Origin of the sequence: Crossiella cryophila, from assembly GCF_014204915.1 — a bacterium.
In the GTDB taxonomy this organism is placed as follows: Bacteria; Actinomycetota; Actinomycetes; order Mycobacteriales; family Pseudonocardiaceae; genus Crossiella; species Crossiella cryophila.
In genome coordinates this window covers 4,103,569-4,121,082 of sequence record NZ_JACHMH010000001.1, presented here as the reverse complement: position 1 = coordinate 4,121,082, position 17,514 = coordinate 4,103,569, and the positions used below count along the sequence as shown (strand labels likewise).

The following is a 17,514-nucleotide window of genomic DNA, read 5'->3' as shown; positions in this document are numbered from 1 at the left end:
CGTACGGCTCCGCACCCGGCCTCCGGGGCACTCGGCGGCGAGACCAGCCGCTAGTCAGCGGAGTCGCAGACTTTCGTCAGGGGCGGTGTTGTGCTCAGGGGCGGCGGGACAGCGCCTCGCGGGCCATCAGCGTGGCGGCGATGAACACGATCGGCATGGCCAGGATGGAGACGAACGGGATGGCGCACAGCAGGTAGGCGGGCACGCCGAGGCCCAGCACCATGCCGCGGTGCCGGCGCAGGATGTGGTGGCGCTGCTTGAGGGTCAGGCCGCGGCGGGTGAACGGGACCGCGGAGAACTCCAGGGCCAGGATCCAGCCGCCCACGCAGGCCACCAGCACCGGGATCACGGTCTGCCCGACCACCGGGATGAACCCGGCGAACAGCAGCGGCAGGTTGATCAGGATGCTGACCGCGACCAGCACGATCGAGTCCCGGATGCCCAGCCACAGCATCCGGCCCCAGGACGCCTTCTCCGCGTCCGGCACCCCGCCGAGGCCGTCCTCGACGGTTTCGGAGATGTGCTCGTAGAACGGGCTGCCCACGACCAGGGTGATGGCGGTGAAGGCGACCACGCTGACCGCGACCGCGCCCAGCACCACGGCCAGGCCTGCGACGAACCGGGTGGCCTGGCGCAGCCAGTCCGACCAGGTGTCGGCGAACGGGGTCAGCCAGGTGGCCAGGTCACCCACCCAGTAGGCGAGGGTGATCAGGCCGCCGAGCATCAGCAGCGTGGTCAGCACCGCCGGGATGGCGCCCAGGAGCAGCAGTTTCGGGCTGCGGAAGGCGATGCCGACCGCGCGGCCCAGGAAGCCGAGGCCGGTGAGGACGCCGGGTTTGCCAGGGGTGGGGACCTGGGCTGGATGTGACATACCGATCATCGTAGGGGTGTCACATCCAGCCAGGAGGGCGAATCAGGCCTCGTCCGCTTCTTCCTCGGCGTCGGGGTCGTACTCGGTGACCTCGCCGTCCCAGCCGACCTCGACCAGCTCGACGCCGGGGGCCTCGTTGACCACGGCGAAGGGGTCGATGAAGTAGGACAGGGCGTCGGCCGGGTCGGCCTCCAGCGCGGCGATGGCCTCCTCGCGCGCTTCATCCGACACCTCGGTGTCGGCCTTCAGCTGCTCCAGCGCAGCGGCCTTCAGCTCACCCTCATCGGTCAGCTCCACGATCAGCTCGACGTTCAGCCGGATGTACCGCGGCGCGGTCTCGGTGCTCATGGGCAGAAACATAGGCCACGCCCCCGCGCTCGCTCTAGCGGGGCTGCCGGTGACGTCGTCGCAGGTCCGGGGCCTGAACTCCGTCAGGTGAATTCCGGGCCGGCGGGGTTGACGCGGGGGTCAGGACAGGGTTCGGCGAAGGTCACCGAGCAGGACGTCCCGGTCGGTGGGACTCAGCGTGCCGAGGGTGGCGGCCAGGGTCTCCAGGGCCGCTGTCAGGGGGTCCGGCAGCAGGGCCACGCGCAGGGCGGCGAAGGCCGAGGTCTGCTGCCGCGGTCCACCGGGCACGGCCACCGTGCTGGGCACGGCGGGGTCGGTGAGCAGCAACTGTCCAGCCGCCCGCCAGTCGCTGAAGGGCTGCTCACCGCGGTCCACCGCGGCCAGCGCGCCGGTGATCCAGTCCAGGGCGGTCAGGCGGGCGGCGGCGCATGCCTGCCTGGCCAGCGCGGCGGCCAGGGCGCGCTGGGTGGCCGGGTCCGCGGCGGCCAGGGCCTCAGCAAGGTCCCGGTGCTCGCGGATCATCTTGCGGGCGTTGCCCTTGAGCTGCCGGAGCGCGGGGCTGGGCGGTTCGCCGCCCCAGCGGCGGATGTCCTCCTGGCGTTCCCGCAGCGCGGCCCGCACCGACTCCTCCGCGTCACGGCGGGCCGCCTCGGTGGCGAGTTCGGCCGGGGTGGCCGGTGGCGGGAGCTTGCGCGCCTCGGTGTGCCAGTAGGCGGCGGACCGGCTGGTCTGGCTGAGTACCGCGTCCGGGGCGGGCTCGGCCGGCCAGAGCTGGAGCAGGTAGCGGTCCAGCACGCCGTCGGCGGTGACCGCGTCGTTGGCCGCGTCCATGCCCTGGGCGCAGTACCGGATCCGGTAGTCACCCGGCGGGAGATCCAGCTCGTACCAGCGTTCGCCCCACTCGCTGAGCACCGGATCATCGCCGGTCAACCGGCAGGACGCCTCGACGACGTCCGGCCAGTCCGCGGCGGGCGGCGGTTCCCGGTCGTGCAGCTCGATGTCCAGGCCCACCTCGCCGGTGTGCCTGCCGGTGATCAGGAACAACAGCTCGGGGCGGGCCGCGCCGAGCAGCCCGTTCGACTGGCCCCGGAAGCTCGCGCTCAGGTCGCCGTCGAACGGGCTGTCCCGGTTCAGCAGGTACATCTGTCCGTAGTGCACGGACACGGTCTTGCCCAGCAACAGCCTCACGGCAACGGCACCGGCTGGTGCGCGCTGACCGCGGTGCCGAAGATCGGCTGTCCGGCGCCGTTGAAGGACAGCGGTTGCAGCCGGACACTGCGGCCCATCCAGCCGGTGCCCGGGTGCTGCCTGGCGTGGTAGGTGATCCACCAGCGGCCGTTGACCTGGATGAATCCATTGTGGCCTGGCGCGATGGTGCTGTCCTGCCCGGCAAAGACGCAGTCGCCGGACTTGGACCAGGCACTCGGTTCGGTCGGCGAGCCGTTGAGGGTGAGCAGGCCGATGCAGTAGTCGTCGGTCCAGCTCGCGTTGGCCGAGAAGGTCATGAAGAGCTGGTTCTGCGGCCCCATGATCGGCTGCGGGCCTTCGTTGAGCAGCACGTTCGCGTGGTTGGGCCGGGTCTCCCAGCGCTGGGTCGGCGAGGAGATCTTGACCCTGGGCCCGGCCGGGGTCATCGGATCGTGCATCCTGGCCACGTACAGGTGCTGGACCTCGTTGGCGTTGCCGTAGTCCCGGTCCCAGCCGGACCACGCGTAGTAGCCCTGACCGTCCTTTTCGAACCACACGCCGTCAATGGCCCACTGCCCGTCCGGCAGCCGCTGTTCACCCAGATAGTCGTATGGGCCCGAAGGATCGTCGGTACGGCCACGCAGCGCGAACATCCGATGGCTGCGGCCGTTGCCGTTGTCCGAGGCGCCGGTGAAGAAAATCCACCACTGGTTGCGGATCCGCTGCAGTTCCGGCGCCCACACCTCGGTGCAGGCGATGGCCGGGCACTGCGGGTGCCGCCACAGGATGATCGGCGGCGCGTCGCGCAGGCCCTCCACCGAGCCGGACTTGCGGATCACCAGGTCGTTGCCGTTGTACTGGTCGCCCTGCAACAGGTAGTAGACGTTGTTGTGCCGCACCATGGTCGGGTCGGCGCCGCGGTCCAGCAGCGAGTTGTAGAAGACCCCGGAGATCAGCGGCGAGCTGGTCCGGAAGGTCGCGTCGGCCCGGAACAGCGGGCTGTTGTCGTTGTCCGCCAGGTAGACCTGACCGCCTGCGTGCCGCAGGAAGGCGTTGCCGAACTGGAAGGAGCGCAACGACACCGCGTTGGGGTCGGCCAGCCCGGAGACCTGGCAGAACGTGGCGTCCTCACGGAAACCGCGGCTGTCCTGGAAGCCGTCCAGGCGCAGCCTGCCGTTCTGGTGCCGCAGGTAGTGCCGCTTGAAGTTGCGCGACTCCAGGGACACGCAGTTGCCTGCCAGCCCTGGCACGACGGCCCAGGTCGCGTCCGCCCGAGCCCATTCCGGGCTGTGCTGGTAGATGTCGTCCAGCCGGGCCCAGCCGCCGCCGTGGCGCACGTACCCGTTGGGAATGTTGAAGGCCCGCAAGGAGGTGTAGGTCGGGGCCTGACCGCTCTGCGCGGTGGCTATCGGCTCGGCGATCAGCCCGAAGGCGAGCCCGATGATCCCCAGGAACGCGACCAAGCGCGCAGGGCGAGACCACATCGCCGACCCCCTTTGGTCGAGCATGCCGCGTGTCGGACCATGGTAGGTAGCCAAACGGCGGGGTTGAAGCGGCCATCCGGTGCCTATCGCTTGCCGCACAACCCCTTACGCCGACTGCCTGGCGCCACGGTAAGTCATTAACCTCCGATCTCCCTACTCGCCACGACAACTTCTTGATCACGACCCACCGAACGGCGGCGCGGCGGCTGGCCACCGGCAGGGTCGCCTCCGGGGGCGAACCGGCAGAACAAGGCCGGTCCGACTTGGCCCGTTCGGAGTCATTTCATACAGTTTATTCAGTACGCTCGCACTGATACCGGACACTGGTGTATTCGTTCGGTAGTCACAGGGAGGGGTCGTCCGGTGCCCAAGGTCGTCGATCACGAACAGCGACGCCGCGAGCTGGGCCGGGCGCTCTGGCAGGTGATCCGGCAGCAGGGCATCGACGGGGCGTCGGTGCGCAGCGTGGCCCGCGAGGCAGGCTGGTCGCCGAGTTCGGTGCAGTACTACTTCACCACCCAGGCCGAACTGCTCTCCTTCGCGATGCGGATGATCTCCGAGGTGCTGCGCAGGGCGCCCACCAGGAGCACGCTGCCGCCGGACCCCAGGGATGCCGCCCAGGAAGCCCTGGAACGCATGCTGCCCATGGAGTCCGAGCTGCGCGCGGTGGCCGAGGTGTGGGTGGCCTTCCTGTCCCGGACCCTGGTCGACGACGAGGCGCGGCGGATCAACCGCGGCGGACACGAGCACCTGTCCCGGACCTGCCGCCGCCTGCTGGACGAGCTGGCGGCCAACGACATGCTGGCCGAGGGCCTGGACCTCAAGCTGGAGGCGGACCGGCTGCACGTGCTGATGGACGGCATGGTGCTGCACGCGGTGACCGCCCCGGACCTGATGCCGCCGGAGCGGCTGCGCGCGGTGCTGCACCGCCAGCTCACCAGCCTGCTCGCCAAGGACTGAGTCAGTCCACACTCGACAGTCCACAATGGACTTCATTGCCGACTGACCCGCACCTGGGACACGACTGTCTCACAATCGCGCCAAGACCCCTTGCCGGAGCAATCCGGTAAGGGGTCTTGTCAGTTAACGAGCGAGTAGGTACGGTCCGTTCATCTGGCAACAGCCCTTATCAGACGCCCGGAGAAAAGGGGCGAACATGTCGAGTAGTTCCCGTCGTCGTGTACTACTGACCAGCCTGCTCACCGCCGTCCTGACCCTGTCCTCGCTGGTCACAGCACCGGCTCAGGCCGAGACCGCCGGGGTGCCACTGCCCTCGGCCGACCCCTTCTACCGTCCCCCGGCTCCCCTCCCGCCGGTGGCCGCGGGCGATATCCTGCGTTCCCGGCCGATCGTGGCCAAGGCATTGGTGCTGCCGTTCCCGGTGCGGGCCTGGCAGGTGCTGCACCGCTCCACGAACAACCAGGGCGCGGCCAACGCGGTGGTCGCCACCGTGCTGGTGCCGCACACGCCGTGGACCAACGGCCCGCGTCCGCTGGTCGCCTACAACATCGGCACCCACGGCCTGTCCTCGAACTGCGCGCCCTCGTTCTGGTTCCGCGCCGGGATCGAGTACGAGCTGGCGCTGATGACCCTGGCGCTGGTCAAGGGCTGGGCGGTCGTGGTCAGCGACTACGAGGGCTCGGCCACCACCGGCCCGCACACCTACACCGCGGGCCGTCCCACCGGGCACGCCGTGCTGGACGGAGTCCGTGCCGCGCAACGACTTCCCGAGGCCGGGCTTGATCCGTTGGGTCCGGTGGGCATCTGGGGGTACTCCGAGGGTGGCCTGGCCTCCTCCTGGGCGGCCGAGCTGCAGCCGGGGTACGCGCCGGAGCTGAACGTGCGCGGGGTGGCCGCGGGTGGGGTGCCCAGGGACATCGGCAACGTCGGCTACAAGATCGACGGCGGCCCGTTCTTCGGCTTCTTCCTGGCCGCCGCGATCGGGCTGGACACCGCGCATCCGGAGATGCGGCTGGAGAAGGTGCTCAACGCCAAGGGACGCAAGGCCTTCGCCGAGGTGCGCAACCAGTGCCACGCGCAGTGGACGCCGCCGTACGCCTTCCACCGGATCAGCGAGTTCACCGACGTGCCCGACCCGATCCAGCTGCCGGAGTTCCAGCAGGTGCTGGCGCACAACCGGCTCGGCACCGGCACGCCTCGGGTCCCGGCCTATGTCTACCAATCGGTCAACGACGAGTTCATGCCGATCAACGACGCCCGGCAGCTGGTCCGCGGCTGGTGCTCGCGCGGGGTGCCGGTGCAGATGCGGGAAAGCCTGCTGAGCGAGCACATCAGCCTGGCCATCACCGGCGCGCCCGGTGCCGTGCACTGGCTGGCTGACCGGTTCGGCAACCGTCCGGCGCCGAACAACTGCTGAGTGAGGGGAAGGCTGACGTGACGCGGACCTATCCCGCGATCGCCGACCTGGCCGCCTGGGCGGGCGGGGTCTACGGCGACGCGCCCGCACTGCGGTTCCACCGGGACGGCGACTGGCGCGACCTGTCCTACGCCGAACTCGCGGGAGCGGTCCGCGCCACCGCCGACGGCCTCACCGGCATCGGCATCGGGCCGGGCGACCGGGTCGCGCTGCTGGCCGAGACCGGTCCGGAGTGGACGGTGACCGACCTGGCCATCGCCGCGGTCGGCGCGGTGGTGGTGCCGGTCTACCCCACCAACTCCGCACCGGAGTGCGCCTGGGTGCTGGGTGATTCCGGCGCGAAACTGGTCTTCTGCGGCAACGCCGCGCAGGTGGACCGGGTGGCCGGGCTGCGGCCGGAACTCCCGGAGTTGCGGCACATCGTGAGCTTCACCGAGGTGGCGGGGGCGGTCTCGCTGGCGGAACTGCGTGCTCGTGGGGTGCGCGCGGCTCCGCCCGCCCCGGACCTCAACACGATCATCTACACCTCCGGCACCACCGGCCCGCCCAAGGGCTGCCTGCTGACCGAACGGAACTGGCACGCCGCGCTCAACGCGATCGGCCCGCTGGTGCGGATCGCCCCCGGCGACGTGATGTTCCTGTACCTGCCGCAGGCGCACATGTTCGCCCGCATCGTGCAGTTCCTGACCCTGTCCCACGGCGCCACGCTGGGCTTCTACCGCGGTGACATCCGGCAGTTGCTGCCCGACCTGGCCGCGTTGCGCCCGACGATTCTGCCCTCGGTGCCCCGGCTGTTCGAGAAGGTGCACAACACCGTGCAGGCCCTCGGGTTGCCGCCGGAGCAGGTCCCGGAGATGGTGCGCGCCGCGTTCGGCGGCCGGTTGCGGGAGGCGCTGACCGGGGCCGCGCCGATCGCGCCCGCGGTGCTGGAGTTCTTCGCCGGCTGCGGGATCCCGGTGTACGAGGCGTACGGGATGACCGAGTCCACCGCGTTGATCAGCGGCAACCACCCGGAGGCGTGGAAGTTCGGCACCGTGGGCAAACCCTTCCCCGGCATCGAGGTGCGCATCGCCGAGGACGGCGAGGTGCTGGCCCGGGGCGAGAACGTCTTCCCCGGCTACCACAACAACCCGGCCGCCACCGCGGACACCGTGCGCGAGGGCTGGCTGCACACCGGTGATCTGGGCGCCCTGGACGAGGACGGGTTCCTGCGGATCACCGGGCGCAAGAAGGACATCATCATCACCGCAGGCGGCAAGAACCTCACCCCCGCCAACCTGGAGAACGACCTGCGCGGCTGCCGCTGGATCTCCCAGGCGGTCATGCACGGCGACCGCCGCCCCTACCCGGTAGCGCTGATCACCCTGGACCCGGAGGAACTGCCGAACCTGGCCAGGGAGCTGGGAATCAGCGCCGAGCCCGCCGAGCTGGCGGCGCATCCGCGGGTGCGCGCGCTGATCGAGGAGGTGGTGACCGCGGCCAACGAGGCGTACGCGCCACCGGAGCGGATCCGCCGATTCGCCTTGCTGGCGCGGGATTTCAGCGTGGAGACCGGGGAGCTGACGCCGACGCTGAAGCTGCGGCGGGCGGTGGTGGCGACCCGCTACGCGGCCGAGTTGGACGCGCTCTACCCGGAAAGCTGAGCTAGGGCGGCAGCACCGCGGTGGTCACACCCTCGACCACCCGGCCGCGTTCGGCCGCGGGCTGCCGCCACCAGCCCGAACAGCCGTGCACGCACGGATGCCGCAACTGCCGCAACACCATGCCGCCGGGTCCGGGCGCGGGCTGGGTCCACTCGAAGTACCCGGTGCCACGGCACAGGGTGCACGGGGACTCAGTGCTGACCCGGGACGTCTCCAACGCCACCGCACCTCCCGCAGGCCGTGTAGTCCTTGTCGGGGACGGTGCCGGAACCGAAGCAATCAGGACAGAGCTTCATGCGCACGAGCATCCATCATGAATGATCGACATCTGCCCCTATCCGGCAAAATTCACCGCATTTCATCCGGAAGTGCAGACCATACCGCCATCCGAGTGTTTGCCGTTATGGGACAGCGTGTTGGCCGTTGTCGTACGGAGTGTTGGCCGTTCTTGTACGCCGTGTTGGCCGTTGTGGGACGGGTCGTTGGCCGTTGTTGTACGGCCGCAGGCCGGGGGGTTGGGGTTGGGGGGTGAAACCCCACGACGAGGGGTCTCGCGTGTTCTCCGTACGGCCTGGAGCTTGCTGACCGCGCCTCGCCGAGTGGCCCCTGCAACCTGCCGCCGCCTGCCCACGAATCCGCAACGGGGGCCGCTCGGTGAGGTGTGGTTGGCTTGCGGAAGGCCGTGCGGAGAACACGCGAGCCCTCGGAGCCACGCTGGTTCAGGCCCCGGCAGCACAAACCCCGCCCCGCAACCTGCTCATGCCGGTTCTTGATCTGCCCTCCCCCCTCCGGTGGTCTGCCCGGCCGGCGAGGCCATCTTTTTCGCTCTTGATCTTTGCGTTGTTGGCCTCTGTTGCTGAGGTACCCGAACGACAGTCAAGATCAAGATCGTCCTCGCCGGACGGGCAGAAATCAAAGGATGGGGGGGAAAGTCAAAGACAAGAACAAGGGCAAAGAGCAGTGCTCGTACGGTTCCCCCATCCCCGTCAGCCTTCCGATACCAAACCACATCCCGGGCACGCAGACCGTTGCGGTTGGCAGGCTAGGGCGGCGGCAGGTTGCGGTCTGCGCACCCGGGATGTGGTGTGTCCTCTCCAGGCTGACGGGGATGGGGGAACCGCTCAGGTGGGGTTTGAAAAGCCACCCCGGCCGCCTGTTCTCCGGGCTTCGCCCGGTCGTAGTTGCCCAAGGCGTACAAGAACGGCCAACACACCGTCCCATAACGGCCAACACTCCGTACAAGAACGGCCAACACGCGGGAGATTGGGGTGGGTCAGTGTTGGATTTGGGAGGTGGCTATGCGGGCTATTTCCCTGGTGATGTCTTCGATTGGGGTGCTGCCGCCGAGTACTGACCAGTGGTGTACGAGTTCGTTCACCGCGCCCATCAGGGCGATCGCGGTGAGCCGGAAGTCCCGGCGTGGGGCCTCGCCTCGGTCCACCGCGCGCTGGGCCTCGGCCTCCAGGAGGTCGATCCAGCGTTCTCGCCAGCCCGCTCGGTAGCGCTCGACCTCGGGGCTGACCCCGACCACCTCCACGTAGGCGACCCTGGCCAGGCGGGGGTCGTGTGCGGTGGCGTTGAGGTAGGTGTGTACGGCGAGCTGGGTGCGTTCCACCAGGCCCGCCTCGGGCAGGGCGGCGAAGGCGGTGCGTACGGCCTCGATGGCGGCGGTGTTGACCCGGTCGTGCAAGGCCATCAGCAGGGCTTCCCGGCTGCCGAACTCCTCGTAGAAGTTGCGGGTGGAGACCGCGGCCTGGGCGCAGAGGCGTTCGATGCTGGCGGCGGCGTAGCCCTCGGTGCCGAAGAGTTCCAGGCCTGCGGCGAGCATCCGGTCCCGGCGTTGTGCCCGGCGGTCCGCGGCCGAGCGACCCGCGTAGTCCCGTCGTGCCACCGGTCCCGCGCCCATGACCCTCCTCCAGTGCGCCGCTGCCGGGTCACTGTACCGACCAAGCTCGCCCCGCTCACTCCGATGGCGGGCACCGGATCGGAGTGCGCGCGCTGACCATGGAGGTTCGGCCGTCATTGCGAGGAGGGCGCTGACATGCCCGAACAGGACCAATCCGCCGATTTCCGCTACTGCGCCCTGCGCACCCAGTCCGCCCCCGCGGTGCCCGAGGGGCTGAACCTGGAGCGGGCGCGGGCGATACTCCGGACCCGCTCCAAATGGGCCAACGGCACGGTGTTGCACTACTACTTCTTCGACCGGGACACCGACGGCGAGCAGGTGCGCTTCTCCGACGGCAGCACCCGGTTCGTCTCCTGGGTCGGCGCCGAGCCGCAGCGGGAGGTGGTGCGGCGGGCGTTCCGGTCCTGGCAGGAGCTGGGCATCGGGCTGCGGTTCGAGGAGGTGCCGGACCGGGCCCAGTCCGAGCTGCGGATCGGGTTCATGGACGGTGACGGGTCCTGGTCGTATGTGGGCCGGGACGTGGTGCTGCACGCCGGGGTGAACGACCGGACGATGAACTTCGGCTGGGACCTGACCGAGGACGCCTACGGCATGACCACGGCCCTGCACGAGATCGGCCACACCCTGGGCATGCCGCACGAGCACCAGAACCCGTTCGCCGGCATCGAGTGGGACGAGGCCAAGGTCTACGCCTCGCTGTCCGGCCCGCCGAACTTCTGGGACCGGCAGACCATCTTCCACAACATCCTGCGCAAACTCGCCAACGACGAGGTCACCGGCTCGTCCTGGGACCCGGACTCGATCATGCACTACGGCTTCGGTCCCGGCCTGATCCGCCAGCCGGCCAGGTACGCGAGCGGCCTGCGTCCGCCGGGGGTCCTCTCGCCGGTGGACAAGGAGTTCGTGCGCAAGTGGTACCCGGCCCCGACCGGCGCGCCGACCGCGCTGGAGCACCTCAAGACGGTGCAGCTGGAGCTGGCGGCCGGTCAGCAGGCCGATTTCAGCATCACCCCGGCCGCCACCGGCAAGTACCAGATCGGCACCTTCGGCGGCTGCGACGCGGTGCTGGTGCTCTTCGAGGAGATCGACGGCCAGCCGGTCTACCTGGCAGGCGATGACGACAGCGGCACCGACCTGAACGCGCTGATCGAGGCCAGGCTGGTGCAGGGCAGGCGCTACCTGGTGCGACTGCGGCTGTACTACTCGTGGAGCTTCGGCGGGGTCGGACTGATGTACTGGTGAGGCCGGTGGGGCGGGTCCGCCCGCCCCACCGCGCGCCCAGCGTCGTCCGGGAGGGGAAGGCACGTGGCGGAACTCGGTCCTGAGGTGCGGGAGTGGCTGGCCAGGCCGCTGTTCTGGCACCTGGCCACGCTCAACGCGGATGGATCGCCGCAGGTCACGCCGATGTGGGCGGAGGCGGACGGGGACCGGGTGCTGATCAACACCGCGCTGGGCCGGGTCAAGGAGGACAACCTGCGGCGCGATCCCCGGGTGTCGTTGTCGGCGACCTCGCCGGACAACCCCTATGACCGGGTGGAGATCCGCGGCCGGGTGGTGGAGTTCGTGACCGGGACGGTCGCCGAGGACGGGATGGACCGGCTGGCCCGCAAGTACGTCGGCACCCCGACCTACGAGTGGCGGATCCCGGGTGAGCGGCGGTTGGTGCTGGTCATCGAGCCGCTGCGGGTGCGCCGGGTGGTCGGGGTGGAGCCGTTCCGGCCGGGCGCGCTGGAACGCCCCTGAGCCCTGGGTGGCGACCCGAACGGCGCAACACCTTCGGATGACAGCGACTGCCAGGGATTGAGCCGTCCGGCCTCATCCGCCGCCTGAGGTGTGACAAGACCGGACGAAGTTCTTGACATCGATGTCAGTGCCGGGCTTCGCTTTCGTCCGGGTTGTGCCGGGTCGAGTCCAGCACAGCCGTCTGCACCCCCCGACATCCCAGGCGGAGGACTCGAAGCGTGAGGAACAGAGTGCGCGCAGCACGATCACCGATGATGCTGGTCTGCGCGAGCATCGTGGCGCTGAGCCTGGCCGGGTCCCCGGTCGCGCTGGCGGCGCCACCGGAGACAGACCAGGGGCAGCCAGTGGAAGGCACCTCGTTCGCCACCTCCTTCGAGGCAGGCGAGCCACAGCCGACGTGGACCGACACGCCCGAGACCGGGCCGGACGGCAGACCGAAGGCGTCCGGGGTGACCGGCGCGGACTCGGTGAGCATCCCGGGCAGCGTCAACGACAAGATCACCGCCACCGCGGCCAGCGCGGAGAACACCGGCGGCGGTGAGGTCAGGGACAACCTCTTCGACGGCAGCCTGGCCTCCAAATGGCTGGCCTTCGAGCGCACCGGCTGGGTCTCGCTGACCCTGTCCGAGGCGGTCGCGGTGCAGAAGTACGCGATCTCCTCGGCCAATGACGCGCCCGAACGGGACCCGAAGGACTGGACCCTCAAGGGCTCCAACGACGGCGCCAACTGGACCACTGTGGACAGTCGGACCGGCGAGAGCTTCGCCAAGCGGCAGGAGACCAAGACCTTCACCCTGACCAACACGGTCGCCTACCGGCACTACCGCCTCGACATCACGCTGAACAACGGCGCCTCGCTGATCCAGCTGGCCGAGCTGCAGCTGGCCGGGCCGAGCAACGGCGAGTTCCCGCCGTACATGCGCACCGTCGCGGGCAAGGGCCCGGCAGGCGGGTACAACGTGCGCAACAACAGCGGGTTCACCGGCTCGCGCGCCTTCCGCTACCTGGGCACGCACGAGGCCAAGGGCCGCGGCTACTCCTACAACAAGGTCTTCGACGTCGACATCCAGGTCGGCCGGGACACCGAGTTGTCGTACCTGATCTTCCCGGAGTTCGTCTCCGGGGACATGAACTACCCCAGCACGCACGCCGCGCTGGACCTGGCCTTCTCCGACGGCACCTACCTCAGTGACCTCAAGGCCACCGACCAGCACGGGTTCGAGCTGTCGCCGCGCGGTCAGGGCGCCTCCAAGGTGCTCTACACCAACCAGTGGAACCTGCAGCAGTCGGTGATCGGCAAGGTCGCCGCCGGCAAGACCATCAAGCGGATCCTGGTCGCCTACGACAACCCGACCGGCCCGGCCAGCTTCTCCGGCTGGGTGGACGACATCCGGGTGGGCACCGCGCCGAAGATCAACGCGAAGCGGCCGTCCGAGCACGTGATCACCACCCGCGGCACCAACTCCAGCTCCGGTTTCTCCCGGGGCAACAACTTCCCGGCGACCGCGGTGCCGCACGGCTTCAACTTCTGGGCCCCGATGACCAACGCGGGCACCACGAGCTGGCTGTACGAGTACGCCAAGAGCAACAACGCGCAGAACCTGCCCACCTTGCAGGCATTCACCGCCAGCCACCAGCCCAGCCCGTGGATGGGTGACCGGCAGACCTTCCAGGTGATGCCCTCGGCCGAGGGCACGCCGAAGCTGGACCGCGCCGCCCGCGCCCTGCCGTTCAAGCACGTCAACGAGACGGCGCAGGCGCACTACTACGGCGTGACCTTCGAGAACGGGATGAAGACCGAGATCGCGCCGACGGATCACGCGGCGTTGTTCCGGTTCACCTTCACCGGGGACACCTCCAGCCTGCTGTTCGACAACGTCAACAACAACGGCGGGCTGACCCTGGACCCGGCCACCGGCACCGTCTCCGGCTTCTCCGACATCAAGAGCGGCCTGTCCACCGGCGCCACCCGGCTGTTCGTGCACGCCAGCTTCGACCGTCCCGCGGTCGACGGCGGCAAGCTGACCGGGGCAGGCCGGGACAACGTCACCGGGTTCCTGCGCTTCGACACCCCGGCCGACAACCGCACCGTCACCATGCGGATCGCCACCTCGCTGCTGAGCGTGGAGCAGGCCAAGAAGAACCTGGCCCTTGAAGTGTCCACTTCGGACACCTTCGACTCGGTCAAGGAGCGCGCGCAGACCGAGTGGGACAAGCAGCTGCGCGTCATCGAGGTCGAGGGCGCCACCCAGGACCAGCTGCACACGCTCTACTCCAACCTGTACCGCCTGTTCCTCTACCCGAACTCCGGGCACGAGAACGTGGGCAGCAAGGACAAGCCGGTCATCAGGCACGCCAGCCCGGTGGCCGCGCCGACCGGTCCGGACACCCCGGTGAGCACCGGCGCGAAGATCGTCGACGGCAAGATCTACGTCAACAACGGGTTCTGGGACACCTACCGGACCACCTGGCCCGCCTACTCGCTGTTCACGCCGAAGAAGGCGGGCGAGATGGCCGAGGGCTTCGTGCAGCAGTACAAGGAGGGCGGCTGGGTCTCCCGCTGGTCCTCCCCCGGCTACGCGAACCTGATGGTGGGCACCAGCTCGGACGTGGCCTTCGCCGATGCCTACCGCAAGGGCGTGACCAACTTCGACGTGCGCGCCGCCTACGACGCCGCGGTGAAGAACGCCACCGTGGCCCCGCCGAACCCCGGCGTGGGCCGCAAGGGCCTGGACACCTCGGTGTTCCTGGGCTACACCTCCACCAACACCGGTGAGGGCATGTCCTGGGCCCTGGACGGCTACATCAACGACTACGGCATCGCCGTGCTGGCCAAGACCCTGTATGAGGAGGCCAAGCCGAATGACCCGCGCCGCAAGGAGTTCAAGGAGAACCACGAGTACTTCCTGAACCGGGCGCAGAACTACGTCAACATGTTCGACTCCAGGGTCGGCTTCTTCCAGGGCCGCAAGCCCGACGGCAGCTGGCGGGTCGAGCCGGACAAGTACGAGCCGCGCGAGTGGGGCCACGACTACACCGAGACCAACGCCTGGAACATGGCCTTCCACGCCCCGCAGGACGGTCAGGGCCTGGCCAACCTCTACGGCGGCCGGGACAAGCTGGCGGCCAAGCTGGACAAGTTCTTCAGCACCCCGGAGACCGCGGAGTTCCCCGGCTCCTACGGCGGGACCATCCACGAGATGATCGAGGCCCGCGATGTGCGGATGGGCCAGTACGGGCACAGCAACCAGCCCTCGCACCACATCACCTACATGTACGACTACGTGGGCCAGCCGTGGAAGACCCAGGAGAAGGTGCGCGAGGTGCTGTCCCGGCAGTACACCGGGTCCACCATCGGCCAGGGCTACGGCGGTGACGAGGACAACGGCGAGCTGTCCGCCTGGTGGCTGTTCAGCGCGCTCGGCTTCTACCCGCTGCAGATGGGCAATCCCAGCTACGCCATTGGTTCCCCGCTGTTCACCAAGGCCACCGTGCACCTGGAGAACGGCAAGGACCTGGTGATCAAGGCGCCGAAGAACAGCCTGCGCAACGTCTACGTGCAGGGCCTGAAGGTCAACGGCCGCAACTACGGCAAGACCGACCTGCCGCACGACCTGATCGCCAAGGGCGGCACCCTCGAGTTCGACCTGGGCGACAAGCCCTCGAAGTGGGGCACCGACAAGGACGCCGCGCCGAAGTCGATCACCGAGGGCAGCGCGGTCCCCACGCCGTTGCGCGACGCCGAGGGCACCCGCACCGCCTCGACCGGCCTGGACGCGTTGGTGGACAACACCTCCGCGACCGAGACCGCGTTCAACGGCAGCGGCTGGGTGCAGTTCCAGCCCAAGGTGCAGACCGACCCGGTCACCTTCTACACCCTCACCTCCGGCAAGGCCGCGGCCGATGCCACGGGCTGGGTGCTGAAGGGCTCCTACGACGGCACGACCTGGGCCACGGTCGACGAACGCAAGAACGAGAAGTTCGTATGGCGCCAGCACACCAGGGCGTTCAAGGTGGCCAAGCCGGGCCGCTACAGCCACTACCGGCTGGAACTGACCGGCACCGGCGGTTTCTCCGTCGCCGAGGTCGAGTTCCTCAGCAAGCCGGCGGCCAAGCCGGCCAAGGAGATCACCGGCAAGCACGAGGGCCCGCTCACGGTCACCGAGGGCACCACGGTCCTGCGCGACGCCGAGATCACCGGCCCGGTCACCGTCGCCCCCGGCGCCGCCCTGCACGCCTACGGCAGCCGGATCAGTGGTCCGCTCAGCGCGGTCGGCGCCACCAGCGTGATCCTGTTCAACAGCAACGTATCGGGTCCGATCAGCATCACCGGCACCACCGGCGAGCTGAGCATCGAATCCACCCGGATCGAAGGCCCGGTGACCCTGGTGGGCAACACCGCGACAGAGGCCCCCGTGGTCTCCGCCAGCGGCATCCAGGGCCCGGTCACCTGTGCGGGCAACACCACCGCACCGGTCGACAACGGCTTCGACAACACCGGCACCGGCCCCCGAACCGGCCAGTGCCAGGACCTGTAGTCCGCTAGCCAACTGAACAACCGAAAGGCCCTCCCCGCAACGGGAGGGCCTTTCGCTGTCCCAAAAACGCAGCCCCCAGCCCTCAGTCCTCCATCGCCTGATAGGCCGTAGTCCAGAAGTCCTTGATCAGCAACCGGGACACCGGCGAGTCCAACGCCACCTGGGTCAGCAACACCCCACTGAACCCGGCCCCCGGATCAGCCTGCGCCGAAGTCCCCAGCCCCCCATCCCAGCCGAACTGCCCCACCTGCGCGAACCCCCGCCGCACAGTCCGCACCCCCATCCCGAACCCAAACCCGCCGTGATCCCCGAAGAACTCGTTCAACTCGTCCTTCTCCACCTTCTGCGCGGGCGTGAGCTGGTCGGAGGTCATCAACGCCACCGAGCCCCCCGACAGCACCCGTTCCCCCCGATACTTCCCACCCTGCAACAACATCCGCTGAAACGCGAAGTAGTCCGACGCGGTCGAGACCAGCCCGTCCCCACCGGTCTCGAACCTGGGCGGCTTGCTGTACTTGCCCCCCACCGCCGGATCCCACACCACCAGCTCCCCCGTCGCCGGATCATGCGCGTAACTGGTGGGCAACCGCCCGATCTTGTCCTCAGGAACGAAAAACCCGGTATCCACCATCCCCAACGGCGCGAAAATCCGCTCCCGCAGGAACTCCCCCAGCGAAACCCCGGTCACCCGCGCCACCAGCAACCCCAACACATCCGACCCGACGTGATAAAGCCACTTCTCCCCCGGCTGAGCCATCAACGGCAACGACCCCAGTCGCGCGATCCACACATCCGGCTCAAACCCGGAAGGCGGCACCAGCAAACCCAATTCCAGCATCGCCCGCCGGATTGGCGTGTCAGCCCCGGTCAGGTCAACCCCGAACCCCCAGGTGAAGGTCAGCAGATCCCGCACGGTGATGGCCCGCCGAGCCGGCACCGTGTCCGTCACCTCGGCATCCGGCCGCACCAGCACCCGCCGATCCGCCAGTTCCGGCAACCATTCCTCAATCGAGTCATCCAGCCGCAACCGGCAATCCTCGACCAGCGCCAGCACCCCCGCGGCGATGATCGGCTTGGTAGCGGAGGCAAGCCGGAAAATCGAGTCCTCCGCCATTGCCGCCCCACCCCCGACATGCATATCCCCCAGCACCTCGACGTGCGCCGAATCCCCATTCCCCAGCAACGCGACCAGCCCCGGCACCTCTCCGGAATCCACCCGCTTCGCCAGCTGCTCCCGAACCCGCCGCAGCCCCGACCTGTTCATCGTCACTCCCCAGTCGCGCACATCGTTCCCGTCTTGCGCACACTGTACGCACGATGGGGCGAGGCTCGCAAGCGGAAGGACGAAGCCCAGCGAACAGACAGCCGGACCGGCTTCTCGAACATCCCCGAGCGGTTCCCCTTCCTTTGATTCCC

The 17,514-nt window shown here is 68.9% G+C and carries 13 protein-coding genes; 6 read left to right on the top strand and 7 right to left on the bottom strand.

What is annotated here, in order from left to right; genetic code table 11:
- Window positions 1-94: 94 nt before the first annotated feature.
- The 4 genes from HNR67_RS18390 to HNR67_RS18375 all read right to left on the bottom strand — a co-directional run bounded on the left by HNR67_RS18390 (window position 95) and on the right by HNR67_RS18375 (window position 3,870).
- Complete coding sequence (locus HNR67_RS18390) at window positions 95-871, bottom strand: EI24 domain-containing protein (RefSeq protein WP_185003482.1); 777 nt, start codon at window positions 869-871, stop codon at window positions 95-97.
- Window positions 872-913: 42 nt separating this feature from the next.
- Entirely contained in the window at window positions 914-1,219 is a 306-nt protein-coding gene (locus HNR67_RS18385; RefSeq protein ID WP_185003481.1) for a hypothetical protein, read from the bottom strand.
- Window positions 1,220-1,339: 120 nt separating this feature from the next.
- Window positions 1,340-2,407 carry a hypothetical protein gene (locus tag HNR67_RS18380; protein ID WP_185003480.1) on the bottom strand — a complete coding sequence of 356 codons (1,068 nt, stop codon included), beginning with the start codon at window positions 2,405-2,407 and terminating at the stop codon, window positions 1,340-1,342.
- Window positions 2,404-3,870 (bottom strand): AbfB domain-containing protein, encoded by a 1,467-nt coding sequence (locus HNR67_RS18375; protein WP_185003479.1) that lies wholly within the window; start codon window positions 3,868-3,870, stop codon window positions 2,404-2,406. Before HNR67_RS18375 ends, HNR67_RS18380 begins: the two co-directional genes overlap by 4 nt.
- Window positions 3,871-4,254: 384 nt before the next feature.
- On the opposite strand from HNR67_RS18375, the gene HNR67_RS45700 reads away from it, so the two are divergent.
- The 3 genes from HNR67_RS45700 (at window position 4,255) to HNR67_RS18360 (ending at window position 7,911) form a co-directional block, all read left to right on the top strand.
- A complete protein-coding gene (locus HNR67_RS45700; RefSeq protein ID WP_185003478.1) occupies window positions 4,255-4,851 on the top strand; it encodes a TetR/AcrR family transcriptional regulator in 597 nt (198 codons plus the stop codon).
- 196 nt (window positions 4,852-5,047) lie between these two features.
- On the top strand, window positions 5,048-6,268 hold the full coding sequence (locus HNR67_RS18365; protein WP_185003477.1) for a lipase family protein: 1,221 nt from the start codon (window positions 5,048-5,050) through the stop codon (window positions 6,266-6,268).
- A gap of 17 nt (window positions 6,269-6,285) precedes the next feature.
- Window positions 6,286-7,911: an AMP-dependent synthetase/ligase gene (locus HNR67_RS18360; protein WP_185003476.1), complete on the top strand. Its 1,626-nt coding sequence runs from the start codon at window positions 6,286-6,288 to the stop codon at window positions 7,909-7,911.
- A 1-nt stretch (window position 7,912) separates the two neighbouring features.
- Here HNR67_RS18360 and HNR67_RS18355 read toward each other — a convergent pair whose 3' ends face one another.
- Together HNR67_RS18355 and HNR67_RS18350 are read right to left on the bottom strand one after the other, a co-directional pair.
- Window positions 7,913-8,134, bottom strand: coding sequence for a hypothetical protein (locus HNR67_RS18355; protein WP_185003475.1), 222 nt, complete (start codon window positions 8,132-8,134; stop codon window positions 7,913-7,915).
- Window positions 8,135-9,184: 1,050 nt separating this feature from the next.
- The gene (locus HNR67_RS18350; RefSeq protein WP_185003474.1) at window positions 9,185-9,817 is read right to left on the bottom strand and encodes a TetR/AcrR family transcriptional regulator; all 633 of its coding nucleotides are present in this window, start codon (window positions 9,815-9,817) and stop codon (window positions 9,185-9,187) included.
- A gap of 135 nt (window positions 9,818-9,952) precedes the next feature.
- Here HNR67_RS18350 and HNR67_RS18345 point away from each other — a divergent pair, with 135 nt between their 5' ends.
- From HNR67_RS18345 to HNR67_RS18335, 3 genes are all read left to right on the top strand, one after another.
- Window positions 9,953-11,059, top strand: a complete 1,107-nt coding sequence (locus HNR67_RS18345) for a matrixin family metalloprotease (RefSeq protein ID WP_185003473.1) — start codon at window positions 9,953-9,955, stop codon at window positions 11,057-11,059.
- 63 nt (window positions 11,060-11,122) lie between these two features.
- The gene (locus tag HNR67_RS18340; protein ID WP_185003472.1) at window positions 11,123-11,560 is read left to right on the top strand and encodes a PPOX class F420-dependent oxidoreductase; all 438 of its coding nucleotides are present in this window, start codon (window positions 11,123-11,125) and stop codon (window positions 11,558-11,560) included.
- Between the two features lie 254 nt (window positions 11,561-11,814).
- Window positions 11,815-16,098 carry a GH92 family glycosyl hydrolase gene (locus HNR67_RS18335; protein ID WP_185010817.1) on the top strand — a complete coding sequence of 1,428 codons (4,284 nt, stop codon included), beginning with the start codon at window positions 11,815-11,817 and terminating at the stop codon, window positions 16,096-16,098.
- An 82-nt stretch (window positions 16,099-16,180) separates the two neighbouring features.
- Here HNR67_RS18335 and HNR67_RS18330 read toward each other — a convergent pair whose 3' ends face one another.
- Window positions 16,181-17,383 carry a serine hydrolase domain-containing protein gene (locus HNR67_RS18330; RefSeq protein ID WP_312987538.1) on the bottom strand — a complete coding sequence of 401 codons (1,203 nt, stop codon included), beginning with the start codon at window positions 17,381-17,383 and terminating at the stop codon, window positions 16,181-16,183.
- Window positions 17,384-17,514: the final 131 nt, after the last annotated feature.